The following is a 24,848-nucleotide window of genomic DNA, read 5'->3' as shown; positions in this document are numbered from 1 at the left end:
CCTACCAGAATTTAGACATAACCTCATAATAGGTATGTCGTATAGTAGCAAATTTGCTTCTCACTGACTGGGTGAATTCTGTTCCTACTTGGATATCGGGTCCAGTGCGTAGCGGTAAAACCACTGCGTTGATTCAGCATCTAGTGGACTGGTCAAATCAGCCTTCTGCAATGGGAGGAGAGCCCCCTCAACTTGCAGTAAAAACAGCCCTGGTTTTTGCGGTGAATGCTGATAATCGCCAGGTCTTGATGCCAGAGATTGCACAAGCAACAACAGGCAAAATCATCGTCCAATCCACTACCCCTCTGGGCTTCTTCGAAAATGAAGTCATGCTGTTTTGGCCCCTGGTGCTCAAAGCCCTGGGCCTCCAGGCCCAATTCCCCCTCCGTCTCCGCCCAGAAACAGAACAAGAGTTAGCTGCCCAATTTTGGCAGGCTGCCCCCTGGGAAGAACTGCAAGACCTGGAAAATATGTCCCCGGATCGGTGGGTACGGCGGATTTTAGATGTCCTTCAGCTTGCCGCTTTTGGCGGTATCGCCTTAGAAGACTTACCTCGTCGTTTGGAGGATGGCTTAGGGGAACTGAACTGTGACCGAGCTCTAACGGAAACCATTGCCCAAATGCTGATGGATTGGCGGGACTGGTGTTTACAGCATGGCCTGCTTACCTATGGCATTCTGACAGCCCTGTATTGGCGCTATTTGTTGCCTGATCCAGCCTACCAAGGCCATTTGTTACAGCGATATCAAGGGGTGTTTGCAGATGATGTGGATAGCTATCCTGCCATCACTCGGGATTTATTTGAGGTATGGCTCAATCATGGATCAATAGGTGTCTTTAGTTTTAATCCTGATGGTGCGATCCGCCTGGGGTTGGGGGCCGATCCTGATTACTTAGCTGGGCTCAAGCTAGTCTGCCAATTGGAATCTTTATGTCAGGATTTTACGCTTTCCTTAGGGGCGGTCATCGGCCATAATATCGTCGCCTTTGTCAGTGGAGAAACGTTTGAGCTACCGGAGCCGTTGACTTGTTTGCAGACCAGTTCCCGCGCTCAGCTTTTACGTCAAACGGCCGATCACATTATTGAGGCGATTGAGTCTGGGCAGGCGCAGCCCGAAGAGATTGCTGTGATTGGCCCTGGTCTCGATACAATTGCCCGCTATACCCTGATCGAAATTTTGACGGCTAAGGGGATTCCCGTTGAATCCCTTAAAGATCAACGTCCCCTGAATAGTTCTGCCATCATCCGGGCCTTATTGACCCTTTTAACCCTCGTCTATCCTGGCTTAGGCCGTCTTGTCGATGCAGAACAAATCGCGGAGATGTTCGTTGTTCTCACCCATCAGCGCACTCCCTCCTTAGCCAATGCGGCGGGCATGATCGACCCTGTGCGAGCAGGATTACTTGCGGATTATTGCTTTCAACCCCATCCCGAACACCCCAAACTGCTGCCGGTTCAGACTTTTCCCCGGTGGGATCGTTTGGGCCATCAGGCCACCACTGCCTATGACAACCTGCTGAGCTGGCTGGAACAACAGCAAAAAGGCTCAACGGCGCAACAGCCCTATCTCACCTTAAACCCTGTGTTTATCTTGGATCGGGCTATCCAGGAATTTCTGGCCCCCCATGCTCTGAGTTATGATCAGCTTTCGGTGTTGCGGGAACTGATGGAGACGGCCCAGCATTATTGGCAGGTGGATGAGCGGTTACGGCAAACCCAGACCCGCCACCCGCCTTTGCCAGAAACCGTCGGTCAGTTTATTCAGCTTCTACGGCAAGGCACGTTAACGGCCAATCCCTTTCCAGTTAATCCGAATGGTCAACCCCGACGAGCAGTGATGCTGGCGACGACGTTTCAGTATCGGATGGCTCGTCAGGTCCACCGCTGGCATTTCTGGTTAGATGCGGGTTCGGCCCTCTGGCATGGTGGTGGAGCCGTGATTCTCTGGGGCGCACCGTTTTGCTTGCGGAATTGGTCGGGGGAACCCTTGACGGTTGAGGAAGAAATGAATAATGACCAGGCTCAGTTGCGGCGACTGTTACTCGATTTATTGAACCGAGTAACGGAAAAGGTGTTTCTCTGCCACAGTGATTTATCCGTGAGTGGACAAGAACAGGTGGGGCCATTGTTACCTTTGGTTGATGCGTCCACACCTCTAGTGGATAATGACTCACAAGCTCAGAGGGAACAGGTAGATGAAGCCAATCCTGACGTTGTTACAGTCTAAAGGACTCCGGTCTTCGGCCCAGCTAAGCCTGGCTCTTGCCCTTGGCTGCGTTGGTTGGGTAGAACCCGCAAAAAGTGAGTTTCGCAAGATACCTGTGACTTCCGTAGAGTCCTGTTCCATGCGCTTAGCTGGAGCAGAGGAGATTCCCCATACCTGCCATCTGTATCGCGATGCTAATGCCAAGCTGCCCGTATGGGAAGCGGCTCTGGGGTTTGAGTTTGGTCGTTTAACTTACCGACAATGGCAACGGTTGGTGACCACCTATGGGACTTGGCATAATCGGCGCAATTTGGCGCATTACGATCGAGATCGCAACTACACGCTGATGGATTTTATGCCGCCGATCATGCAGGCATGGAACCGACACCGCTTTCACGAGCAAGAGGTTACTGCTTCGCCAATGTCCGCTGGCCCATCTCAGCGTCGATCGACCACTACTAAGCTTGCTGCCAACTGTTGGGGCACCCTCTACGAAATCCTGCGGCTGGCCAAGCAAGATAATCCACCTGCCCCCACCCTGTTTGTGACTGATAGTCACCCCATGCTGCACACCTTGTGGCAAAGATCCATGAAGATACAGGCCAATCCCCAAACGGGAGATATTGTGTTGGTGTACCACCAGCATGGCAACCACACCTATTTAGATCATGTTGCCCTAGCGGTGGATCAGCAGCTTTATTTTGAAAAAGCAGGGGCGGGGGATGATGTCCCCTATCGCTTGATCGATCATCAGACCCTGGAACAGATATGGAATCCAGACATCTATACTTTTGAGTATCGTCGTCCTTATTCCCAACAGCAGTGGCAACCTCCAGAGCAAGTCTTTGGCCAGGAGGGGAATCCGTATATGGTCTATGGCCATTCTTCGACCCAACCGAGGGCCAGTAAGGATAGCTCTCCCAATTTGCCAGCCCCAATGACTTATTTTGCGATGAAGCAGCTACCGGCCTTTGTCAACGTTAAGGGGCGGTTTCGCTTGTCCCCAGAAGCTTACGACCCGAAGGTATGGCGTGACAGGCCATAAGGTCAGTTGATGGGACAACCGCTTATCGGAAAAACAGAAGAATAAAACAAATACAGAGTAGGCCCCACAACACTACAGGATGAATTCCCAATGGATATTGAGGTGGGGGGACACTCGTGAATTTTTCCATGACCAAGCAGGGAATTGAAATCCCTAAAGCGTTAATCTTGGTTTTGCCAACTCCGACATATCCTTGGCTTTGATAGAGAGCCACAGCGGTTAGTGAAGAGATAACCCAGATTCGATGGCGCTTTTTCTCAATGGCGAGATGTTCAAAAAACTGGAGTAGTTGTGTGGCAATCCCTTGGCGAATGTGATCTGGATGGACATAGATTCCCGCAATACTCGTTTTGCAGAGGCTAATGGCAATAAATCCAACCAGTGTTTGATCCTTCTCTGCCACATAAATGCGCTCGTAGCCCCCACGCCATTTATGCTGAGATCTGACAATCGCATCCACTTGATGGGGGTTGTAATCTTTACTGCATAGCATCCTAATCGCTTGTTGCTGGATATCGAGGACCTGCTCCATTTCTTCCGTGCAGGCCAATCGAATATTGAGATTCATCAATTAATAGGTGGGTTAGAGAAAAGTCTGTCTTTTCCTAGAATTCCCGATGCAAGACGATCCTATGCCATATTTTGAGTTTGATTCGTGATACAAACTGCAGGCTGCTGTACTGCAATGGGGAATATTACAGTATGGAGAATACTGTTGATCCTTCAACACAATTCTTTGATGATTTCGTTGCCGCGAGACTAACCTAAATCCTCTAAGAGAGTGAGATGCATGCCCCGTTCAAAAGACCAATTTTTGGTATTTGGTTCTCCCGCTATTGAAGAAGCGGAAATGCAAGAAGTCATGGCTAGCATGCGAACGGGCTGGTTGGGGACTGGCCCGAAAGTGATGCGGTTTGAACAGGATTTTTGCACCTATAAAGGTAGCCAACATGCGATCGCAGTCAATTCCTGTACTGCTGCTTTACACCTAAGCCTGTTGGCAGCGGGTCTCAATCCCGGCGATGAGGTGATCACTACGCCGTTAACTTTCTGTGCCACGGCCAATGCCATCATCCATGCAGGGGGTGTCCCAGTCTTGGCGGATGTCGATCCGGAGACCATGAATATCGATCCAGCTCAGGTCGAAGCCAAAATTACCGATCGCACCAAAGCCATTATTCCCGTCCATTTTGCCGGTCGTCCCTGCGAGATGGATGCCCTTTGTGCTTTAGCAGAGCAATATAGCTTGGTGCTAATCGAAGACTGCGCCCATGCCATTGAGACAGAATATCAAGGACGCAAAGCCGGAACCTTTAGCAACTTTGGCTGCTTTAGCTTCTACGTCACCAAGAACATTACGACGGGGGAGGGGGGCATGATTCTCACCCAAACCCAGGAAGATACAGATCGGATTAAAGTGTTGGCTCTCCACGGCATGAGCCAAGATGCGTGGAAGCGCTTTAGTGATGATGGCTATAACCATTACCAAGTGGTAGAAGCAGGGTTTAAGTACAACATGATGGATATTCAGGCTGCCATCGGGATTCACCAGCTCCAACGGGTCACCCCCTATTGGAATAGACGGCAGCAGATCTGGCAGCAGTACAATCAGGCGCTGGCCGATCTGCCCCTCACCCTGCCCACCCCCCCAGCCCCAAACACGGTGCATGGGTATCACCTCTATACCCTCCTCATTGATGAAAGCCAAACGGGGATTAGTCGTGACCAGTTCCTGGTTGCCATGCATCGCCAACATATTGGTACTGGCGTTCACTATTTAAGCCTGCCAGAGCATCCCTACTATCAACACCGGTTTGGCTGGCAACCTCAGGACTATCCCCATGCCACCCGCATTGGCCAACAAACCGTTAGCATTCCCTTGTCCGCTAAATTGAACGACCTAGATGTTGAGGATGTTGTGGCGGCAGTCCACCAAAGTTTAGATACCTCGGCAATCGCGGCCTAACTGACCTGATTCTGCTCTTTTACGGCATTTTATCCGTCATGCGCATCGTCTTTTTAATTCCAGATTTAAAGCAAGGGTGGTTCTGGGAAAAGCTAGAGACGACCCTGTCCCGCAAACCCACGTCAGCCAATTGGTCTCTCCGGCGATGGTTATATGTAACGGAAGTCTATGGCGGCACCCTGAATATCATGCGTCATTGTTGGGTGGCCCGCCAATGTGGTGCGGATGCTGTGCTAGCGACCATGAGTGGTCAAGATAATTATGGAGATGTGTTTGGGGTGAAGCGCCCATTGCCCTTTATCGCCTGGCAAGATCGACAGCCCGAGGATATTTGCCTGGTGCCCGATTATGCCACCCAGTTGATTAAGGATGTAGATGGGGTTGCGATCGCCTATGAACAATCCCCGCTCCAAACCAAGACCGATTTCGACTACCGTAGTGATCGCGTTCTCCTCTGGACCGACTCAGACTTGATGCAGGGGGTTTGCGCCCAGACCTACCCAGGTAAACCGGCAGAAATCGTCCCCAATATTGTGGATACAGAACTGTTTCCCTTTATCCCCCAAGCCCAGCGAGAACAGGGATTGTTGTTTGCCTTTCCCCGCAAAGGAAAAGACTTTATCCTAGACACCCAAACCCTTTATCAGCAAAAAGGCGGAAGTTTTTGGCGATTTGAATTGATTGATGGGATTTCCCTACAGGCCCTAGGGCAGCAGTTCCGTCGTCCTCAAGCCTTCCTGGCCTCGGCCAATTTTGAAGGATGCGCCTTACCGCCTCAAGAGGCCATGGCAGCGGGAATAGTTGTGGTCGGCAAAACGGCACGAGGGGCTAATTTTTGTATGGAACAGGGCAAAACAGCCCTGACGGGAGAGACCCCTGAAGAAGTAGTACAGTGTCTTTTCCAGCTAGAAAATGAAACCTTAAGAAATACCCTGGCACAAAATGGCTATGACTATATCAGCCAATATTTTCCAGAAGGAAAACCGACCCAGTTCTGGCAGCAGAAACTAGCTGAATTTACAGCTCATCTTGACACCTAGCATTACTGTTCCAGGGAATGTATAACGGAACGTAGCGTTTTGTGCAATTCATCAGATTAAACGCGAATTGACAACCTTGCGTAGGGTACACTCCAGAACACAGCCCAAAACGCCATAAAGCCAAAATTCTCTGTATAGTGCCAAGAGCAACCCCTGTTCTCCCATGTCACCGTTTCCCCTAGACCGCTTTGATCTGAATGCTCAGGATATTCAAGATTGGTATGTCAACAAAACCCTTAATGATCCCCATCGACTAGCGATTCAAGCGCTGCAGTCTCAACGCATTTGCGTTATGGGAGGCTGCGGTCAGGTGGGTTCCCACCTGGTGACCAAGCTCTATGAATTTGGCTATCCCTTGGATCACCTGACCATCAACGATGATTTACGCCTGGGTAGGCGGGAAAATTTACCAGCTATTCTGAGAGACCAAGTGGATACCCGCTGCCACAAAGACTATGCTCTTAATCCCGGCACCCAGCCAGATATGGTCATTTTTGTGGGAGGGCGCTCTAGTGTGCCCCACTTCCATACCCTGGAAGAGGTCTTAGATGAAGTCGATAGCTGGAAAACGGTTCTGGAATGGTGTGTTGCTGAAAATATCCGCTTGATTTTTGCCTCCACTAGCAGTCTGTGCAAAAAACGCCCGTCCCTTGAGGATCAGCGCGTGTGGCCTGCCTCCCTCTATGAAGCCGCCAAGCTGATGATGGAAGATATGGCCATCCAGCAAGCCCTATGCAACGACTTAGCGGTTCAAATCTGCCGATTTTTCTCTATCTATGGCGTAACAGAGCAGCATAAGGGCAAGTTTGGCAATCTATATACGCAGATTTTGTGGCATAGCTTAGAGCAGACCCCCTTTGAACTTTGGGGACGTCAAGGTCAGTTTTCCCCCGGAGAACAGACCCGCGATACGATTTTTGCTGCGGAAGTGTCCCGCGCCTTACTGTACTTATTAACGTTGCCTAAGCCTCGCCCTCAGATTAATAACATCTCAGACTTGGTCTACAACATTGGCCAAGGGCAACCCACTGCCATTCGCACCATGATTGGTCAAATCGAGGCATTGTTGCCCTCGGACTGTCAGCCGATCATCGTTGAATCTGAAGTACCAGAAGAGATTCAAAACTATGTCGTCCATACCTGGGGCAACCCCCATAAACTCTTAGGAACTGATTTTAGTCCTCAATTTACCGAACATCCCGATAACCTCAAATTCATTACCTATGCTCTGTTGAGTAACATGGATTGGTATTGGTCCATTGTCGAGCAGTTACGGGAGCAGTCCTTAGTAAGCGTGGTTTAGCCCTGTTGCTGCAGGACGAAAGACATCAAAAGGGAATGCTGAAGGGAGCTGACCACCGCTGAGAAAATATGACACACTCAGAACAGTGGACTCAAGCCAGATGTTACTGAGGCTTTGACGATGAACGTGTTTGATGATGTAAGCCGCTTTCTCGAAAAACAGCTCGAAGAATTTCTCCGAGCCCATCCACACCTGGAGTTACAGGTTCTTGCTGATAATATCCGCGAGCAAGAAGTCAAAACGATGAAGTTACTGACTGATCTACAAGCGGAAGAAAAACGCCAACAAGACGCTATTTTAGCCACTGCCAATGAAATTCAGCGCTGGCATGAGCGTGTGAAGAAAGCGGAGCGAGCCGGACGCCAGGACTTAGCCACTGCCGCCAAAGAACGAGAAGCCTCATTGCTCAGTCAAGGGAACCAGCAGTGGGGACAAATGGAAGTGACCAAAACACGCCTCCAGCAAACCCAGGCATTGCTAGAAAAAATTCAAATTCGTCAAAAGGAGGTAAAGGAAAAAATTAAGCAAACCCCTCGGAAGCCTCAGCCCAATCCCTCATCAAAACAACCGTCCGATCCCTCGAAAGGTTGGTATAAGCGGATCTCTCTGAGTGATCCGGATCCCTTGGAAGAACAATTTAAGAACTGGGAACGGGATGCCGAATTTGAAGAATTAAAGCGAAATATGGGACGCTAATAAGAATAAAAGCAACTAGTTATTGACTGCTTGAAAAAGAAAGCTGTTTTGAGGAAGGGATATGTTGTCGAGACTGTTATTGCTGATGGGCTGTACCTGCTGTTTATCGTTGGGAGCGGTTCCTCATCTAGCCATGGCAGAATCTGACTCTGAGCATTCGGCTGAAATGGCGGACGAGCAAGGGTTAATTCATGTGGAAAGCCAATATTCAGTGCCCATCACTGCAGATCGGCTGGTTACGGTGTTAAAGAGCAAAGGTATGACGGTCTTTACCCGGATTGATCATGCAGCTGGGGCTCAGTCTGTCGGCAAATCTCTGCCCCCCACGGAAGTGGTGGTGTTTGGTAATCCTAAGGTGGGCACACCGCTGATGCAATGCAGTCCCACCGCAGCCATTGATTTACCCCAAAAGGCGCTGATTCGGGAAGATAAAACAGGCAAAGTTTGGCTGTTTTATAACAACCCTCAATATTTGGCACAACGTCACCAGTTAGAGGGCTGTGACGCGGTGTTGACCAAAATTGAGCAAGCGCTCGCTAAGTTTGCTCAGGCAGCAACTCAGTAGTGAGGGTTGCTCAACACACTGCCCGCAGCAGTAAAATCAGCGCTACGGGCAATGGATGTTTAGAGATAAAAGCGTTGGCTTTAACCGAACAGGTTCTCGATCAAGAACTGTTCGGTTTCCTCTTCTGGGGAGGGAGACCCGGCAATTAGGTCGTGAATCTCTTGACTCAACTCTCGGGCCTTCTCGTACTGGGTTAAGTCCCCTTGATCAAAATAGAACTTAGCCGCGGTGCGCAAATCATCGACAGCATGCTGTTTATGACCAAATTCAGATTTCAGTAACCCACGCTCATAGTAGGCATGGGCGAAGGTGGGCTCTAAGCGGATAGCTTGGGAAAAATCTTCCATGGCTACGCGCTGATCCTCAAGTCGCTGCAGGCGCTTACGGGTCATCCCTCGATCAAAGAAATGCTTGGCCACGTTGGGATGGGCTGAAATGGTTTGGGTGAGGGCATCAATCTCTCGCAGGATATCAACCAGTTCTTCAACCCCTTCTGTCTGAGCCGCGAGATATTGGGCACTACTCTTTTGATCTTCCACCTGACTTCCTAGGTCTGTAGCCGAAGATTGCAGTTCTGCAATCGCAGCTTGTATGGTTTGCACCTGAGTTGCCAACTCCTCCATCTGGGCTTGAGTGGCTTGGCTTTGCTCACCCAAGGAGATGACTGTTGCTTCCCCTTGCTTGTGATTGTTTTGCAGGGATGCAATAGTTGATTCTAGTTTTTCAGTCTGAGTATTGAGGGTGGCAATCGTTTGTACGGTTTGAGTATCCTGCTTGGTGAGATGCTCAATTTGAGACTGTACCCCTTCACTGGCCTGCTTAATTGGGTCTAACTGAGCTTGGAAATCCGCTTGGTTCTGTTGGAGCAAATGCGCCATTTCCATCCGTTGTTGATCTTGGAATGCGCCAATTTGACGTCGACGATTGGCCAGTCCTAGGGTGGCAGATAGGGCCAAAGGGATCGAAGCAACAGCGATTTGTTCTACGACGATGGCGGCTACCGAGCCACTGATGGCGGCAATAACCGCCAATGATTCAGCAAGATCAAGCCAATGGGAGCTACTGTTACTCCCGGGTGTATTTTGTGAGGCTGACATAATTTCTAGAAACCCTAAAAACGCTCAATAATGGTTCTGTAATGATTAATTTAATAAGGCCTGATTGAGGCGGAGCGCAGGCATCATTAACTCTGCTTCCTCATCGGATAGATGGTCTTTCAATACCCCCGGCATCTCTTGCCAAGTCAGGGCAGAGGCCTGCTCATCCTTGACGGCATGTACAATGGTTCTTTGCCAGAGTAGGAGGCCATCTCGCAGGCGGTCTAAATCGTTAAATAGCATGGCTGCTGCGGCATGACGCAATGTGTTTCTGCGATCTCGGCGACACGTTTCGGAATAATCCTGCGACCCCTTATGAAAAACCTTGGGATCTGCAGCCATTAAAACTTCGTCTGCTTGATCCGTAATTGCATCTTCAGCATCTCTAATCTTTTCATAGGCGCTAATACGGTCGCGCACGGATTGCAAGTAGGACTTCAAAAAGGCTAGATCTGCCTCAGTGGCATAGCGACCATCTGTTTCAATATTCAGTCGCTTCAATTGTGACAGCATATTATTTCCCCCAGATAAAATCTGTTGTTATACAAGTTGTGAATTAGCTAAGTGAGTGGACACATCACTGCGAGTTTCTTCCAGTTGGCTGATCATGGACCGGGTAATCAGCTTTCCAGCTTCAACTAAGACCCGACCATCCAGAGGATGAAGGATATTCTCTTCCGCTCGACGTCCGATTAAGCTCTCGATGTCACTGACATCACTGAGGTACATACCCGCCGGGAGTTCAACTACGACGCCTTCCCCCATGACTTTGCTTTGACAAGCGAGGCGAGAATTCAGTTTGCAGGTCGTGATCACCCCTAAAGTCCGCCGTTCTCGGCGACTCATGGGAGATAAATGCTCCATGCCATCCTTAATGAAAATATGGCAGGTTGCACACATCCCACGTCCGCCACATTCATGGAGGACTTTCAACTCGTTCTTAAGCAATGCTGACAGCAAGTTATCGTTGGTCGGCACGCTTGTTTCTTGACCAATCGGATCTAACCTAACTATTTTGGCCATTGCTTACTTCTCCAAAGTGGAATACTCATCAACTGCATCAACATTGGTTTACCCTGTAGCTTGGCTATCACATAACCGAGCAAGGATAGTGTCATGATCCTGAGCTTCTTTGACCCAAGCTTCAGCTGCTTTCATGCGCTCAGGTAGGCCTAGAATAAAGCGATTGCAATCGGCTTGCATTGACTCACAGGATGTTTGCACGCCGTCTAACTCTCGGCCAGTCAGTTGGCTAAAAAAGGTACTCAGGAGCCCCCTTTCGACGAAGCAAGACGGCTTATCTCCTGTTTCCCGGCCCTGGGCGAACGCCGAATTCTGGGTCGTGATCACCAAAAATCCTTGGTGGTGGTGACTAAAATCAAAATCGATTAGGCCCCAGCCATAGGTTTTCCAGCATTCCTTAAAGGACTGTAGGAATTCCACCATTTCCATCTCTGCCAAGGGCTTTCCATAGTAGTCGCTGACTTCTGATGCAAATCGGCGGTAAAAATTCTTGCCCCACCAACGACCACATTGCAGTAGAACTAAATCGGCAGCAGGACCGACCTCATGTTCTAAGCTACTGTATAAAGATTTGAGTAGGGTGTCCGGAAGGGCAATGAGGCGAGATCCTTCCCGATTCTCGATTAGCCCTAGTTCGGTATCTCCTTGCACATAGACTTCAGGGGCAAAGAAATTACCTGGGATGTGGTTTTGACCAATTAATTCTTCAACAGCAATCATATTTATTTCCTCTGGTCATTAACTCAACATTGCTAATTCGGGGCTGCTTTGGCCGACCAGAGTGCGATTTGCCTCCGTTAAAAATGGCTCAAGCGAGGCAAGTTGGCTCTCCGATAAGACAGAACTCAAACTCGCGTGCAGCAGCTCACTGATCTTCTGGTGGAGGGCAGTAAATTCACTGTCACCAACCACATCCTTCAGCCAGCTCAGTTGGATGGTAAGGGTTTGAGGTTGATCCGTGAGCATGGCCATGGCGCTATAGCGCAACACCGACATCCAGTGGGTAAACACCTTCTCCTGATCAGATTGGGAATTAGAGAAGGTCTCCTTGTTTAACTGATCGGCAATGGCCTGAAAAATAATCAGTTCTTGATCTCGTAAGGTTTCATAAAGGGCCAGTCGATCTTGCAAAGCATCGACCTGCTGTTTGAAACCGTTCATTTCTGGGGTCTGTAAGTAGTGATCTTCTGCGGCCCGCAGATAATCTTCAAAGTTCGATTGCATGGTAATCCTCAAAACATATCGGAGAAGTCATTTAGATTCAGATCATCCTCAAGGGTGATTGGGGATGATGAGGGAATGCTGGGCATCGCTGCAATATTAGGTTGCCCCTCCCAGATAAAATGCTGAAAAAATGCCTGCACATTTAAACGTGTAGAGAAGGATGGAGCGGTAGCAACCATCATTGGTTTCTCTATCAGGCGTCCTGTCCAATTGAATTGACTGAAAAATGTCTGGACCGTCTGACGTTGCCACGCAATAGACTCACTTGCCTCAGGGATAGGGTCAGCTTGGAGAATGGATTCTCCTGACCAGTTATATCCTTCTAAGAACTCACGAACTGTTAGATATTTCCAACTATTCACGATAGATATTCTCCACCCTGCAGCTTAGTTTCAATATCTCGGGCTGTAGCTCCTTCGTTTTGCCAAAAGGTGGCGGCATCAATGCGATCTTGTTTACCCAGCAAAAACTTACAGTAGGTTTCTCCCATGGCATAGCATTGGGTTTCGATACAGCTCAGTTCTTTATTCACGAGGTGGGAGAAGAAACCGGCGAATAAACCTGCATAGATATGGCAGACGGGCTTGCCGACATCTCCAAGGGTGCGAGCAACCGCAGAATCGAAAATGTTGATAAACATAAAACCGTTTTGCTGATTATCCAAATCAACTTCCCAGTTTCCCCAGCCTTGGCTAGTAAAGGGCCACCACCAGGCTTCTAAAGCAAGAGAGGGGCGGCATTTGCGCAGAGATTGTTGGAATTGGGCTTCAAACCAATTTTGGAAAAAGACCGCATCTTGCTTGCCCCACTCTTGGCCGATGTTATACATCACGACCGTTGAAGCACTACCGACTTCCTGTTCTAAACCTTCGATCAGGGCCACAATAAAATCTTCACTCGCCAGAATATTGCGAGATTCATGCCAATCATCGATAGTGCCTTTTGAATGATTGAAGGTAAAGAAATCCTCAAAGCGGTAGTGATTTAGCTTGTGAGGGTACGATTGCTTGAATGAACGACCAGTATTACCTACAGGCACACTGGTAGCGGTTTCAGCTGGTGTAAAAACCATTGAGACTAACCCTTTTTTATGTAATTTCAATGACGAATGGGCATTCGTTACTTAGCAAAGGCTCAAATGGACCTAAGACTGATAAGCCAACAAGTGTCCTCTGGAATCGCGAACCGTGCAGAGAACTTTGTCTATCTAAAGAATGCCCCTTTTTAAAGTTCGATTCTACTCATCAGGCAGATTTAATGATGCAGATTTTGTCTGTGGAAAACACACGTTTAGCAGAATACCCATAAGTCGTATATGCAAAGCATCACTCACTGGATTTGAATATTCACTTTTGAGCCGCATTTTAAAGTCTAAGAAGCCTGGTTATGCAAACAATGAAAAAATATTTTTTTGTAAATAATATTTACTAGGATTACATATTCATCGATGCGGCTAAATCGGTGAAATTACGGATTTGCAGTCCTTTTATTCTATTTTCGTATAAATTCGAACGTCTTCGTTCAGCCCAACAATTCCGTTTTCTCGAGTTTTGACCTCCAGGCACTTTTTTCTTTCACTAGCGGTTGTTTTAGTGTCTGATCAATCTGAAAAAATGTGTAACCTAAATAAAGGAGCTTCACCTTATAATCTACTTCTTTGACCTTATTTGCGCAGTAAAGGTTCGATTGTGCCCACCAAGATTTCACCCATGACCAATTACTACATACGGAAGCTGTATCGGCAGAAAGATCCGTATTTATCGCAAGTAGAGGATATGGGCGATGACTTTTCCACCTTTATGGATCTCGAGCAGGTCTTAAAGAGCCTCTATAGTGGGGGAGAAATTGATCTGATGGTCCGGCAGTTAGAGACCCTCGTTCAGTATCACCAAGGGTTAACTGCACAATCGTTTACCCCTCAGCCCCAATTAAAAGAGGTTGAACAGCGGATCTTTGCAATTTTGGGGGAATCTTCAGCCTCGGATCAAGGTGCAAATGCTCCTCAGCCTGCACCAGCTGCCAGTCCGCCTAAACCTACGGTTACAGTGGATGTATTGCTTAAAATTTTGAATCAGCTCCAAGAGAGTAGCACTACTTTTTTAGGTGCAGCGATTACTACTAATTATTTACAGGCCGCCCGCCCTCAAAGCGACTGGTTTGAACAGTTTCAAATTCAGCGATCGCAACCCGTTACCTATGCAGCCGATCCGGCCCAAGCCCTAGACGAACAGCAAAAAGAGCTGGCTCAAAAATGGATCAAAGGGTTTGTCCAATCCTGCTCTCAAGTGATCACCAAGTTTCCTGAGATTGTGAATCTGCCCCAGTTGTTAGGGCAGCTCTAACCTAATACTTGTTATCACCTCGACCATAGGACTCGTATTTCGGTTGTAAGAAAGCGTACAGTAGAGTTAATCTTTCGCTTTTAGATCGGTAGCCCCGTGAGTCATCCAGATTACCTTGAACGCATCCTGACAGCACGGGTCTATGATGTGGCACAGGAAAGTCCACTGGAATTGGCCCCCCGTCTATCCGACCGTTTGCACAATCGTATTCTCCTCAAGCGAGAAGATATGCAGTCAGTGTTTTCCTTTAAGTTGCGGGGTGCTTATAACAAGATGGCTCAGCTGCCCCCGGATCAACTGCATCAAGGGGTGATTGCGGCTTCTGCAGGCAACCATGCCCAGGGCGTCGCTTTAGGGGCTCGCCAATTGGGCACAACGGCGTTGATTGTGATGCCCGTGACCACGCCCAAAGTCAAAGTTGATGCCGTCAAAGCCCGAGGAGGCCAGGTGGTCCTTTTCGGAGATACCTATGACGACGCCTATGCCCATGCCCGGCAGCTCTCAACAGAAAAAGGGCTGACGTTTATCCATCCCTTTGATGACCCGGATGTAATTGCAGGCCAAGGCACCATTGGCATGGAGATTTTGCGCCAATATCAAAAGCCGATTCATGCCATTTTTATTGCCATTGGAGGGGGTGGCTTAATTTCTGGGATTGGGGCCTATATCAAGCGATTGCGTCCCGATATTCGGATTATTGGGGTCGAACCCGTAGATGCGGCAGCCATGCATCAGTCCTTGCAGGTGGGCAAGCGGGTGCGGCTCTCCCATGTTGGGCTATTTGCCGATGGGGTGGCGGTCCGAGAAGTGGGCGAAGAGACATTTCGCCTCTGCCAGAAATATGTCGATGAAATCGTCCTCGTGAATACGGACGATACCTGCGCGGCCATTAAAGATGTCTTTGAAGATACCCGTTCTATTCTGGAGCCAGCGGGGGCTCTGGCAGTGGCGGGCGCCAAAGCCTATATTGAGCGGGAGCAACTCCAGGACCAAACCCTAGTTGCCTTAGCCTGCGGTGCCAATATGAATTTTGATCGGCTTCGCTTTGTCGCTGAACGGGCTGAGTTAGGAGAACGACGAGAAGCGATCTTTGCCGTTACCATCCCTGAGGAGCGCGGAAGCTTTCGTAAGTTTTGCGCCTGTCTCGGCAACCATAATTTGACGGAGTTCAATTATCGGATTGCCGATCGTCAGGAAGCCCATATTTTTGTCGGTGTACAAATTCAAAACCGGGCCGATGCGGCCCACATTGCCCAAGCCTTGGAAGAACAAGGGTTTAAAACCTTGGACCTCACGGATGACGAATTAGCGAAGCTGCACCTGCGACATATGGTGGGGGGCCGATCGCCCATGGCTGGCAATGAATTACTTTACCGATTCGAGTTTCCGGAACGGCCAGGTGCCCTAACGAAGTTTTTAGGCTGTATGAGTCCCGATTGGAATATCAGCTTATTTCACTACCGAAATAATGGCGCGGATTATGGGCGTATCGTCGTCGGAACCCAGGTCCCTCCTGACGAAATGAATGAATGGCAATCCTTCTTGGATACCCTGGGCTATCCCTATTCTGACGAAAGTCAAAACCCTGCCTACCAGCTCTTTCTGGGATAAATTATGATTACGGGTTTTCTGGTGCTGCTTCTCTATGAGCTATTAGGAGAAGTATTGGTGCTGCTGCTGAATTTACCAACGCCAGGGCCGGTCGTAGGCATGTTCTTACTATTGCTGACGCTGATGATGCTGGGCAAAATCCCGGAAGATGTGGAGAAGGCGGCCACAACGTTATTGAGCCATTTATCATTACTGTTTGTGCCCGCTGGGGTGGGGGTGATGGTTCACTTTCAGCGAATTCGCAGTGAAGGATGGGCGATTCTGGTGGCCTTATTGGTGAGTACGGTGGTGACGTTAATGGTGTCGGCCTGGACCATGCAGGTGGCGAGTAAGGTATTGACCCTGAGGAGACGCTCCGATGCCTAAATCAAACTTGACAGAAATCTGGGTGTACTTAGCTGCTTCACCTTTGTTGGGCTTGAGCATTACCCTAGCGGCTTATCAAATGGCCTATAGAATATACCGATGGGGGAAAGGGCATCCGCTGTTGAACCCGGTGGCTATTGCAGTGGCGTTGCTAATTGGGTTGTTATCCCTCACTAAGACGTCATACTTCACTTATTTTGAAGGGGCGCAATTTGTGCACTTTTTGCTGGGACCAGCGACGGTCTCCCTGGCCATTCCTCTCTATAAGCAATTGGCTAAATTACGACGACTATGGCTACCGGTTACCTTGGCCTTAATGGTAGGCATCAGTGCCGCAGCGCTGAGTGCGATCGCAACTGCTGCACTCCTAGGTGCAACGCCCCAAACCCTCCTGTCCCTAGCGCCCAAATCCGTTACGGCACCTGTAGCCATGGGGATTACTGAGAAAATCGGTGGCCTCCCCTCCTTAACGGCGGTTTTAGTAGTGATGACGGGCATTATTGGCGCTACCTTGGGGACCCCTATCTTCCGTTGGCTGGGCATCCGAGACGATAGCGTCCGAGGAATTGCTATGGGGATTACATCCCATGGCATCGGCACGGCACGGGCCTTTCAGGTGAGTGGGGAAATGGGAGCCTTTTCAGGGCTAGGGATGGCTTTATCAGCCTTTGTCTCTGCTGCTCTGTTACCCTGGCTGTTACGAATGTTAAATCTGGACGCTTAAACGGGTGTCGGGTGAGTTTATCTTTGATCATCCCCTAGATGTGACGCTAACTTCACCTTGAAGCGATTGTTTTCGGCAATTATCAATATTACTCATAAACAAAATTTATGAGGTATCACCCTCAGAACGTAAAGGTTTATGTATCAACTTTTGTGTTTGTTGTTACATTACGATAGAAAATGTGAGGAATGTTACATTTACCTGCTGCACAACTGGGAACGCGCAGTTTGGCTTCCTCGAAATGAGATACAACGTGACTGATTCTGTAGAAGCTAGCAAATCGCTAGCTTTTTTTATAGCTATTTCAACTTTTTCGTTAGGACCTTGAGCCCCCGAGTATATTGAGGATCGGATTCCGGTGGTAAAACCTGGCCAGGTTGCGGCTTAAAAGGTTTGCCTTCCTCACTTTTGACAAAAATATTAGGCTTGATACCAATCTGGTTAATATTCTTACCCTTGGGCGTATAGTACTTCGCGACGGTGACCACCAATCCAGAGCCATCTTCAAGACTTTTGAGGACTTGAACCACCCCTTTACCAAACGTAGGGGTGCCGACGAGCTGAGCCCGTTTGTGATCTTGGAGCGCAGCAGCTAACACTTCACTGGCGCTGGCGGATTTTTCATCGATCAAAATCACCAGGGGTTTGTTGGTCAAGACGGGGCCATAGGCAAAAAAGTCTTGTTTTTTACCTTTTTCATCCACACTAGAAATTAAGCGGTCTTTTCCCATCCACATGCGGGCAATGTCAATACTGGCATCAAAGACGCCGCCAGGGTTTTGGCGTAGATCAAGGACATACCCTTTGACCTGTTGCTTCTCTAAATCCGTCAGGGCTGTTTTCATCGCTTTTGCCGATTTGGTGGTGAAAACCGGCATCCGAATATAGCCGACTTTCCCTTTCGACGTTTCCTGCACTTCATAGACCAAGGGATTGACATCAATCTTCTCCCGCACCAGCTTATAGCGGGAAAATTCTTTGCCTCGGCGAATCTGGACGGTGACCTTACTCCCCACGGCACCAATGATATATTCGCTGGCCTGACGGGGGTTAATCTCTGAGGTCGGGGTGCCGTTGATGCTGACGACAATATCTTGAGGTTGAATGCCAGCCGCATCAGCAGGAGAGTCCGCTACAGTTTCGATCACCTGCCACTCTCGGGTTAAGGGATCAAGGGAGACGGTGACACCCACACCAATAAATCCACCTGACACATTATCGACGAGATCCTTGATGCCATCGGGGGTGAGAAAGCGGGTGTAAGGATCTTGCAGCTTCCTGACCATTTTGCTGACAGCGACGTAGGCGTCCTGCTTGGAGGTATAGGAACGACTTAAATAGTCTTGGCGGACTTCTTGCCAATCCTGCTGATTGAAGGTGCGGTCGACATATTCTTCCTGAACGATTTGCCAGGCTTGATCAACCAGCGCCTTGTGACTGTTTTCTAGCTTGGCTTCGGCGGTGGATAAGGTCAGGATTGGAGTTGCGATCGCAACTCCCACCATCCGCAACACTTGCACATGAACCTTAGACATGGAGGACCTTTCACTGGGGGAATCAATAGCACCGTTGTACATGGGACCATGCAACAAGATCCAGTTGACGATCATTAGGGGGCTAAAGGTCCCTTGCGCCAGCGGGTCTTCTCATACCAAGCAGCCACCTCTGGCATCCACTGCTGAAACTGAGTAAACATCAGCTCCGTCATCACCCGCGTTTCCATCTGGACATCGTACTTACCGCGAATATCTAGTAGATGCATCAGGGATCGAGCATTCGCGCTCATCACCCAATGCTGGCGGACATCAAAGGGAATAAGTCCCCGAGCATGCTCTTCTGCTAATCCCTGGTCAATTCTTTCGGCATAGCGTTGGCAGGCCTGGCGGCACCAGTCTACATCTTGCTGGCGTTGCTCCAGACTATAGTCATACTTTTTACCCTGGCGATTGGTGTAGGTGCCCACAGGACGCAAGTAGAAAACATCTTCTAGTTCTTGGGTGCCAGCTACCACATCTAAAATTCGTTGCCCTGTGTATCGGAAGGACTGCACATCGAAAGATACATTTCGATGGGTCCGCATTTGTTGCATGGTGCTGTGGGGGAAATAGCCAAAGTTGAGCACGATTTGAGGATGCTCCAGGGGGCCATAATGTCCACGATTGCCTTGGAGCAGATTCTTAATCACCAACTCTCCGCATTTCGCTTCTTCGGGCCATTGATTCCGATCCGTCACGACCAACTGTTCAGCATAGTCCTGATGCATGGCAGCATAGGTAATCTGCTGGGGATTGGGGGTGTGGGAAATGACCTCAACCGTAAACCGTTCGTCCATAATTGTGATGCTACTTTCAGTAAACTCACCCAAAAGTGGATTGCTAAATCCTTTGGGTTAGAGGTTGGTGCAGTGTCATCTTAAGTCCAGAAAATTGAGACATTTCCTTGATCAGTTTTTTCTTAAGGAAGGCATCATCATTGAAGTTCTTGGAGACCTTGAGTATGATTTCTCTAAGGTAAGTGGGCAAAAACGATGCGCTTTAACAATAATCCAACGGTAGTTTTGGGTGGAATGCTGACAGCAAGCGTTGTTTGTCTACAAACGCAGGTTGCTTTGAGTTTGCCATCTAGCCAAATTGGCAAAAGTGCTAAGAATTTTACTGTTTTGATTGCTAGTGATTATCCAGGGTCTGGGGTAATCATCAACAAGAAAGATAAAACCTATACGGTGCTAACGGCAGAACATGTCGTTAGACATTCGGATTTTGAATATCATGTTGTCACCCAAGACGGGAAAAAACATCCGGTGAAATATCAAACGGTGAAGAAATTCCCCGGTGTTGATTTAGCAGTGGTGACCTTTACTAGCGATAAAAACTACATGAGTGCCAAGCTAGCGAAGTCCGAAGAAGCAGGAATTGGTTCAGTGGTCTATACCGCTGGCTATCCCGATCCAGGCCAAGCGATTGAAAATCGGATTTTCCAATTTACCGATGGCAAAGTATCGGGGGTCAATCCCAAAGCAAAAGACGGATATTCCCTGATTTATACCAACATTACCCGTAAAGGCATGAGTGGAGGTCCTGTCCTCAATACCAACGGTGAATTAGTGGGTATCCATGGTCGAGCAGAAACGGATGTCCAGGGTGATGTGCAAGTGAAAGCAGGTTTGAACCTAGGAATTCCCATCAAAACGTTCTTATCTATCGCCCCCAAAGTGGGAATAAAACTAGATTTTAAAGCCCAGCCCACGGCTAAACCGCCAACTCCCAAGCCGACGCCTACCGCTCAACAGCAAACTCCTGCGGTCCAACCTCCTGGCTTCCAGCCCACATCCACGACGCCGACAGGAACACCACGGCTCCCCTCACGCCCCAAACCGATTCGTCCGAAAGGAACTGGCCAATCTCCCGTCTGTGCAGGCAGTCGATGCTAGGTCTACCGTTATTCAATAGATTTTTAAAACTCTCTACCTCGCTTAATTGATCAAAATGACTTTAAAAAAATCAGCTCTTGTAGGTTTTACCGCCGTTAGCTTGACTTTTGCTGGCTCAATGACTGCAGATGTCGCTCTAGCGGGAAAAGATGACGCCATTTATGAAGATAATTTGACCACGACTCAAGGATTGCAGTGGGGAGGCAAAAAACTCCCCTTTAAGAAAACCGTCGATATCCGAGAGAGTTTAGTTGATACACCCTTAGGCAAAGTAACCGCCGATCGGCATCTTGTTGGCAATGACTTAGACGGGTCTATTTTCGGCCGTTCCCGTAAGCCAGCTCCAGGACGCAGCGCATTTATCTCCCTATGGGGCAGTAAAATCGAAGGCTGTTTTGTAGAAATGATTATTCAACATGCCCCCGCTCAAGGGCGTGTGGATCCCACGGCAATCATACCCACTTTACTAGAACTTGGAATTGGCGGTCAGCTGGTTGAACTACCGCCTCAGTCGGCATCTCAGCCAAAAGTTTTTTCCCAAGACTATACAAATACCAGTTTCTTTGGGAATAAAACAACCAGCGGTACTTGGTATATGACGCGCAATATCTTTGTGGTTGATTCGGGTATTGCCAGTCTTCTGTCTCAGGCCCCCCTCAAAGAAACTCGGGCTCGACTTACTCTTTCCAACGGCAATAAAATCTTGATTCCGATTAATAAGAAGACAGTCAGTAATTGGAAAACAGCCTATAGCTATAATCCAGCCTGTAAGGATCCTAATGCGGCTGAGCCACCTGCAGCTACAAAATAGCGTGTATTTTGATTGCAGCTACTCCCTGAGAAAAGATAGGGTGGCTGCAGGCAGTGGCAACTTACTGTAAGGAGAAATCGATTATCTCTAACCCCTGAGAGATCGCCTTCTGGATCGAGGGGGTTTGCTCTTGCTCTTGCAGCAACTGTAAATACTCTCGTATTTCTTGGGCTTGAATATCATTGAAGGGGGATGATTCAAGATAGTGACAAATTCTCCGAACGGCAATCAGTCGTTTGAGTGGATCGAGGGCAGTCAAATGATTGATCCAACCATCAAGTTGGCTGATGGGGGGATGCCCCTTTTCTTGCTTGAGGAGTTGCCAGCCAAAGAGACCAAGAACCCCTAACAAACCTAGTCCCTGCAACAGAATGGCGAACGCGAGTCCAAAGCTATTCGTGTCTTGCCAGATTTGCAAGGTTAAATAACTAGCAGTTAAGGACAATAGGCCACCAGCAATAGCTATAACAGTGGTGGAGTGAGAGCTAGATAACCATTTGACAACGGCAGACCATGCGAAGAGTGGGGTTGCCAGCTGTTGTTGGATGAGCAGTGCTGTCCCGATGCCTATGGATAGAGCAATCAGTAACATCCCGTTCCAAGCCATAAGGCAGAATGCACCCGTGAGGGCCACGACCCAAACCCCTAGTCCCTGCCGACTAATCCCTTGAGAGCAGCGATGAACAAACTGTTTCAGTTGAACCAACACGCTAGCCGCCAAGTCAGACAAGAGTGTGTGTCTCACAGGTGAAATCACATGGTCGGCAAACCAATGCCATATGTTTTGAGGGAGAGATGAAACTTTGGTCATGGATTTGACCTAATGCAGTCGTTACAAAATGGGAATGGGACGGTGAGGGAATTGAAGCGCTCAGTCTCTACACGAGTTTAACCTACCATTTTCCATAGCTCCGACGCAGTTCTTGATTATCAAAACTGTATCGACCGGGTCCGTGTTGAGCGAGGAGCAGAAGCCCACCGATTAAACTCATGTTTTTGAAGAACTGGATTTGTTCCATTTGATCGGCCAGGTTGAGATGGAACATCAACGTCGCAGGCACTAAAAAAACGATCAATGCGATCGCACCCCAACGCGCTTTCAAGCCAAATAGGACAGATAGCCCCCCGCCCAGCAACAATAAGACCGCTCCAATGGCCATGATGAGGGCTAAACCAGCAGGAAGCCCCTTGCTAGTGATTGCTTGTTGAGTCCCTGCAAAATTGAAGCAGTGAGCAACGCCGGAACGGATAAAAACTGCCGATAGAAACCCTCTAGCGAATAGAGGTAATAGCCGATCAATCATGGCTGATTTCTCACTACTGGGTGACTCACTTTAACCTTATGCAAATTTGGATATTCGTCAACTACGGAATTAACCGGAGCGTTCCCCTTCACAAAACTATAATGGGGATTGAATTAATCGCTTGAGCTTGCCTGTGACTCCTTCTGACCTAGAAACAGCACCCTCCAAGGCCCCAACGGATGCCGACATCCAGCCAGATGATGGGCTTAATGATGTGGAAATGTCATTGTTCGAGCATTTAGAGGAACTGCGTTTTCGAATTTTTTATGCGCTGATCGCGGTTGCGATCGCAATCGTCGGTTGCTTCTTTAAGGTCAACTTAATCGTCAAAGTTTTAGAGCGCCCAGCTCAAGGGGTTAAATTTCTGCAGCTCGCACCTGGAGAATACTTCTTTGTCTCCCTCAAAGTCGCTGCCTATAGCGGCATTCTGGTAGCCAGCCCATTTATCCTGTACCAAATTATTCAGTTTGTGTTGCCGGGATTGACCCGTTCGGAACGGCGGCTGTTAGGTCCGATTGTCCTCGGTTCCTCCGTGCTCTTTTTTGTGGGAATCTTATTTGCCTATGTGGCCCTGATTCCAGCAGCCCTCAATTTCTTCATCCAATACGGTGGAGATGTGGTTGAGCAGCTTTGGTCGATTGATCGCTACTTTGAATTCGTCTTGCTGCTGTTGTTCAGTACGGGGATTGCTTTCCAGATTCCCGTGATCCAGCTTCTATTAGGACTCACGGGCATTGTATCCAGTCGCCAAATGTTGTCTGGGTGGCGATACGTGATTCTGGGCGCTGCCATCCTGGGTGCAGTACTGACCCCCTCAACGGATCCCCTGACCCAAAGCTTGCTGGGGGGCGCTGTAGTGGGCCTCTATTTCGGGGGCATTGGTTTAGTCATACTGACGGGCCACTAGTCGAGACTAGAACTGCTCCAGCAGCCATTCAGAGGTCCTCCCACCCAGTTCTAGGGGGATGCTGACGGCTTTCCCCAACCGGGGCCTTTGTTTCGTGGCTTGAATATATTCTTCGACTTGCTGGACCGCATCCCACCCCCGTATATAGGTTGCGATCGCACCTAAATGCTCAAAATATTCGGGTTCTGACATGGGAAATGAAGCTTGTTCTAGATAGCGCCACATGACTTGAACAAAGATTTTGCCTTGGGTGCGGCGCAGCTGAATATCGTAAGACCGCCCCCATTTATTGATCAGGAGTTGATGCAGTTCTTCGCCGGTCATCCGCCTTCATCCCATGTCTGTGAAGTCTCTATTCTGTCCTGTCCTGGGAAGGAGAAGCAAGCTCACAGATAAGGTAGATCCTGGGATTGGCCGCAATGAATTTACATTTCGTATGAAATACGGGCTCATCAAGTGTGATAATAATGTCAAGAAATGTTATGACACCTGATGGTGATTTGCAACATGTCTTTAACTCAGTCATCGATCACAGATCAATTCTGAGTTAGGAATACACTATTCCGAGCATGAGCAATTCCATAGGGTCAGGCTCTAATGCTGTCCATTACATCAGTAACATCACCGTAAATCATGGCTCAAGTCTCTGGATCTTCTGACGTCCCCGATATGGGGCGGCGTCAATTTATGAATTTGCTGACCTTTGGTGCAATTACCGGCACCGCGTTAGGTGGGTTATACCCTGTCGTCAGGTACTTTATTCCTCCTTCGAGTGGAGGATCTGGGGGTGGGCTGAACGCCAAAGACGCCCTTGGTAACGACGTTGTGGTCAGTGAGTTTTTGGCAGAACATAGCCCGGGTGACCGCACTTTAACCCAAGGTTTCAAAGGAGATCCAACCTACGTTGTTGTCACAGATAGCAATGAGATCGCAGACTATGGTCTAAATGCGGTCTGTACTCACTTGGGTTGTGTTGTTCCCTGGAATGCAGGCCAAAACAAATATATTTGCCCTTGTCATGGGTCACAGTATGATTCAACCGGCAAGGTGGTGCGAGGGCCTGCACCATTATCTTTGGCCCTCGTTCATGCAGAAGATGTAGATGGCAAGCTGGTGTTCACAACCTGGACAGAAACTGATTTCCGTACAGATAAGGATCCCTGGTGGGTCTAAGTTTCCTTGAACGT

General features: G+C 48.8%; 28 protein-coding genes. 15 read left to right on the top strand and 13 right to left on the bottom strand.

Translation table 11 applies throughout. From position 1 onward, the window contains the following. Positions 1 to 170 precede the first annotated feature (170 nt). On the top strand, positions 171 to 2,228 hold the full coding sequence (locus AM1_RS20300; RefSeq protein WP_315875429.1) for a recombinase family protein: 2,058 nt from the start codon (positions 171 to 173) through the stop codon (positions 2,226 to 2,228). After that, the gene (locus tag AM1_RS20295; protein WP_041660041.1) at positions 2,197 to 3,252 is read left to right on the top strand and encodes a hypothetical protein; all 1,056 of its coding nucleotides are present in this window, start codon (positions 2,197 to 2,199) and stop codon (positions 3,250 to 3,252) included. Before AM1_RS20300 ends, AM1_RS20295 begins: the two co-directional genes overlap by 32 nt. Before the next feature lie 22 nt (positions 3,253 to 3,274). Here AM1_RS20295 and AM1_RS20290 read toward each other — a convergent pair whose 3' ends face one another. After that, complete coding sequence (locus AM1_RS20290; protein ID WP_012164768.1) at positions 3,275 to 3,820, bottom strand: GNAT family N-acetyltransferase; 546 nt, start codon at positions 3,818 to 3,820, stop codon at positions 3,275 to 3,277. Between the two features lie 222 nt (positions 3,821 to 4,042). Here AM1_RS20290 and AM1_RS20285 point away from each other — a divergent pair, with 222 nt between their 5' ends. The 5 genes from AM1_RS20285 (at position 4,043) to AM1_RS20265 (ending at position 8,822) form a co-directional block, all read left to right on the top strand. Beyond that, complete coding sequence (locus AM1_RS20285; RefSeq protein WP_012164767.1) at positions 4,043 to 5,218, top strand: DegT/DnrJ/EryC1/StrS family aminotransferase; 1,176 nt, start codon at positions 4,043 to 4,045, stop codon at positions 5,216 to 5,218. A 38-nt stretch (positions 5,219 to 5,256) separates the two neighbouring features. Beyond that, positions 5,257 to 6,258: a glycosyltransferase family protein gene (locus tag AM1_RS20280; RefSeq protein ID WP_012164766.1), complete on the top strand. Its 1,002-nt coding sequence runs from the start codon at positions 5,257 to 5,259 to the stop codon at positions 6,256 to 6,258. Positions 6,259 to 6,421: 163 nt separating this feature from the next. Next, entirely contained in the window at positions 6,422 to 7,561 is a 1,140-nt protein-coding gene (locus AM1_RS20275) for an NAD-dependent epimerase/dehydratase family protein (RefSeq protein ID WP_012164765.1), read from the top strand. 120 nt (positions 7,562 to 7,681) lie between these two features. Then, positions 7,682 to 8,257 carry a TIGR04376 family protein gene (locus AM1_RS20270; protein ID WP_012164764.1) on the top strand — a complete coding sequence of 192 codons (576 nt, stop codon included), beginning with the start codon at positions 7,682 to 7,684 and terminating at the stop codon, positions 8,255 to 8,257. Positions 8,258 to 8,318: 61 nt separating this feature from the next. Then, positions 8,319 to 8,822 (top strand): DUF302 domain-containing protein, encoded by a 504-nt coding sequence (locus AM1_RS20265; protein WP_012164763.1) that lies wholly within the window; start codon positions 8,319 to 8,321, stop codon positions 8,820 to 8,822. A gap of 80 nt (positions 8,823 to 8,902) precedes the next feature. Here AM1_RS20265 and AM1_RS20260 read toward each other — a convergent pair whose 3' ends face one another. Genes AM1_RS20260 through AM1_RS20230 form a run of 7 tightly spaced genes read right to left on the bottom strand, consistent with a single transcriptional unit; the run spans position 8,903 to position 13,238 of the window. Beyond that, the gene (locus AM1_RS20260; RefSeq protein WP_012164762.1) at positions 8,903 to 9,919 is read right to left on the bottom strand and encodes a tetratricopeptide repeat protein; all 1,017 of its coding nucleotides are present in this window, start codon (positions 9,917 to 9,919) and stop codon (positions 8,903 to 8,905) included. 45 nt (positions 9,920 to 9,964) lie between these two features. Next, a complete protein-coding gene (locus AM1_RS20255; RefSeq protein WP_012164761.1) occupies positions 9,965 to 10,432 on the bottom strand; it encodes a globin family protein in 468 nt (155 codons plus the stop codon). 27 nt (positions 10,433 to 10,459) lie between these two features. Next, a complete protein-coding gene (locus AM1_RS20250; protein WP_012164760.1) occupies positions 10,460 to 10,942 on the bottom strand; it encodes a 2Fe-2S iron-sulfur cluster-binding protein in 483 nt (160 codons plus the stop codon). A 48-nt stretch (positions 10,943 to 10,990) separates the two neighbouring features. After that, positions 10,991 to 11,662: a V4R domain-containing protein gene (locus AM1_RS20245; RefSeq protein ID WP_012164759.1), complete on the bottom strand. Its 672-nt coding sequence runs from the start codon at positions 11,660 to 11,662 to the stop codon at positions 10,991 to 10,993. An 18-nt stretch (positions 11,663 to 11,680) separates the two neighbouring features. After that, positions 11,681 to 12,166 carry a globin family protein gene (locus AM1_RS20240; RefSeq protein WP_012164758.1) on the bottom strand — a complete coding sequence of 162 codons (486 nt, stop codon included), beginning with the start codon at positions 12,164 to 12,166 and terminating at the stop codon, positions 11,681 to 11,683. Positions 12,167 to 12,174: 8 nt separating this feature from the next. After that, the gene (locus AM1_RS20235) at positions 12,175 to 12,528 is read right to left on the bottom strand and encodes a hypothetical protein (RefSeq protein ID WP_012164757.1); all 354 of its coding nucleotides are present in this window, start codon (positions 12,526 to 12,528) and stop codon (positions 12,175 to 12,177) included. Further along, complete coding sequence (locus tag AM1_RS20230) at positions 12,525 to 13,238, bottom strand: V4R domain-containing protein (protein WP_010475604.1); 714 nt, start codon at positions 13,236 to 13,238, stop codon at positions 12,525 to 12,527. The genes AM1_RS20235 and AM1_RS20230 overlap by 4 nt, the downstream gene beginning before the upstream one ends. Positions 13,239 to 13,854: 616 nt before the next feature. On the opposite strand from AM1_RS20230, the gene AM1_RS20225 reads away from it, so the two are divergent. The 4 genes from AM1_RS20225 (at position 13,855) to AM1_RS20210 (ending at position 17,209) form a co-directional block, all read left to right on the top strand. Then, on the top strand, positions 13,855 to 14,508 hold the full coding sequence (locus AM1_RS20225; RefSeq protein ID WP_012164756.1) for a hypothetical protein: 654 nt from the start codon (positions 13,855 to 13,857) through the stop codon (positions 14,506 to 14,508). A gap of 96 nt (positions 14,509 to 14,604) precedes the next feature. Next, on the top strand, positions 14,605 to 16,119 hold the full coding sequence (gene ilvA, locus AM1_RS20220) for a threonine ammonia-lyase, biosynthetic (RefSeq protein ID WP_012164755.1): 1,515 nt from the start codon (positions 14,605 to 14,607) through the stop codon (positions 16,117 to 16,119). Positions 16,120 to 16,122: 3 nt separating this feature from the next. Continuing rightward, positions 16,123 to 16,485, top strand: coding sequence for a CidA/LrgA family protein (locus AM1_RS20215; protein WP_012164754.1), 363 nt, complete (start codon positions 16,123 to 16,125; stop codon positions 16,483 to 16,485). Beyond that, on the top strand, positions 16,478 to 17,209 hold the full coding sequence (locus tag AM1_RS20210; protein WP_012164753.1) for an LrgB family protein: 732 nt from the start codon (positions 16,478 to 16,480) through the stop codon (positions 17,207 to 17,209). The genes AM1_RS20215 and AM1_RS20210 overlap by 8 nt, the downstream gene beginning before the upstream one ends. A 299-nt stretch (positions 17,210 to 17,508) precedes the next feature. Here AM1_RS20210 and AM1_RS20205 read toward each other — a convergent pair whose 3' ends face one another. Both AM1_RS20205 and thyX read right to left on the bottom strand, forming a co-directional pair. Beyond that, the gene (locus AM1_RS20205; protein ID WP_041660978.1) at positions 17,509 to 18,744 is read right to left on the bottom strand and encodes a S41 family peptidase; all 1,236 of its coding nucleotides are present in this window, start codon (positions 18,742 to 18,744) and stop codon (positions 17,509 to 17,511) included. A 74-nt stretch (positions 18,745 to 18,818) separates the two neighbouring features. Continuing rightward, positions 18,819 to 19,541, bottom strand: coding sequence for an FAD-dependent thymidylate synthase (gene thyX / locus AM1_RS20200; RefSeq protein ID WP_012164751.1), 723 nt, complete (start codon positions 19,539 to 19,541; stop codon positions 18,819 to 18,821). A 195-nt stretch (positions 19,542 to 19,736) separates the two neighbouring features. Between thyX and AM1_RS20195 the strand changes: the two genes are divergently transcribed. Both AM1_RS20195 and AM1_RS20190 read left to right on the top strand, forming a co-directional pair. After that, a complete protein-coding gene (locus AM1_RS20195) occupies positions 19,737 to 20,639 on the top strand; it encodes a S1 family peptidase (protein WP_010475619.1) in 903 nt (300 codons plus the stop codon). A gap of 55 nt (positions 20,640 to 20,694) precedes the next feature. Then, positions 20,695 to 21,450 carry a hypothetical protein gene (locus tag AM1_RS20190; RefSeq protein ID WP_012164749.1) on the top strand — a complete coding sequence of 252 codons (756 nt, stop codon included), beginning with the start codon at positions 20,695 to 20,697 and terminating at the stop codon, positions 21,448 to 21,450. 61 nt (positions 21,451 to 21,511) lie between these two features. Here AM1_RS20190 and AM1_RS20185 read toward each other — a convergent pair whose 3' ends face one another. Beyond that, complete coding sequence (locus AM1_RS20185) at positions 21,512 to 22,261, bottom strand: hypothetical protein (protein WP_012164748.1); 750 nt, start codon at positions 22,259 to 22,261, stop codon at positions 21,512 to 21,514. 82 nt (positions 22,262 to 22,343) lie between these two features. Then, a complete protein-coding gene (locus AM1_RS20180) occupies positions 22,344 to 22,754 on the bottom strand; it encodes a DoxX family protein (protein ID WP_012164747.1) in 411 nt (136 codons plus the stop codon). Positions 22,755 to 22,887: 133 nt separating this feature from the next. On the opposite strand from AM1_RS20180, the gene tatC reads away from it, so the two are divergent. Next, positions 22,888 to 23,661 carry a twin-arginine translocase subunit TatC gene (gene tatC / locus AM1_RS20175; RefSeq protein WP_012164746.1) on the top strand — a complete coding sequence of 258 codons (774 nt, stop codon included), beginning with the start codon at positions 22,888 to 22,890 and terminating at the stop codon, positions 23,659 to 23,661. A gap of 6 nt (positions 23,662 to 23,667) precedes the next feature. Here the strand turns inward: tatC and AM1_RS20170 are convergent, their stop codons facing one another. After that, a complete protein-coding gene (locus tag AM1_RS20170) occupies positions 23,668 to 23,985 on the bottom strand; it encodes a DUF3067 family protein (RefSeq protein WP_010475628.1) in 318 nt (105 codons plus the stop codon). Positions 23,986 to 24,294: 309 nt separating this feature from the next. On the opposite strand from AM1_RS20170, the gene petC reads away from it, so the two are divergent. Next, a complete protein-coding gene (gene petC / locus AM1_RS20165; protein WP_012164745.1) occupies positions 24,295 to 24,834 on the top strand; it encodes a cytochrome b6-f complex iron-sulfur subunit in 540 nt (179 codons plus the stop codon). Positions 24,835 to 24,848 lie beyond the last annotated feature (14 nt).

The organism is Acaryochloris marina MBIC11017, from assembly GCF_000018105.1.
Taxonomy (GTDB): domain Bacteria; phylum Cyanobacteriota; class Cyanobacteriia; order Thermosynechococcales; family Thermosynechococcaceae; genus Acaryochloris; species Acaryochloris marina.
This window is presented reverse-complemented; position numbering and strand designations above follow the sequence as displayed.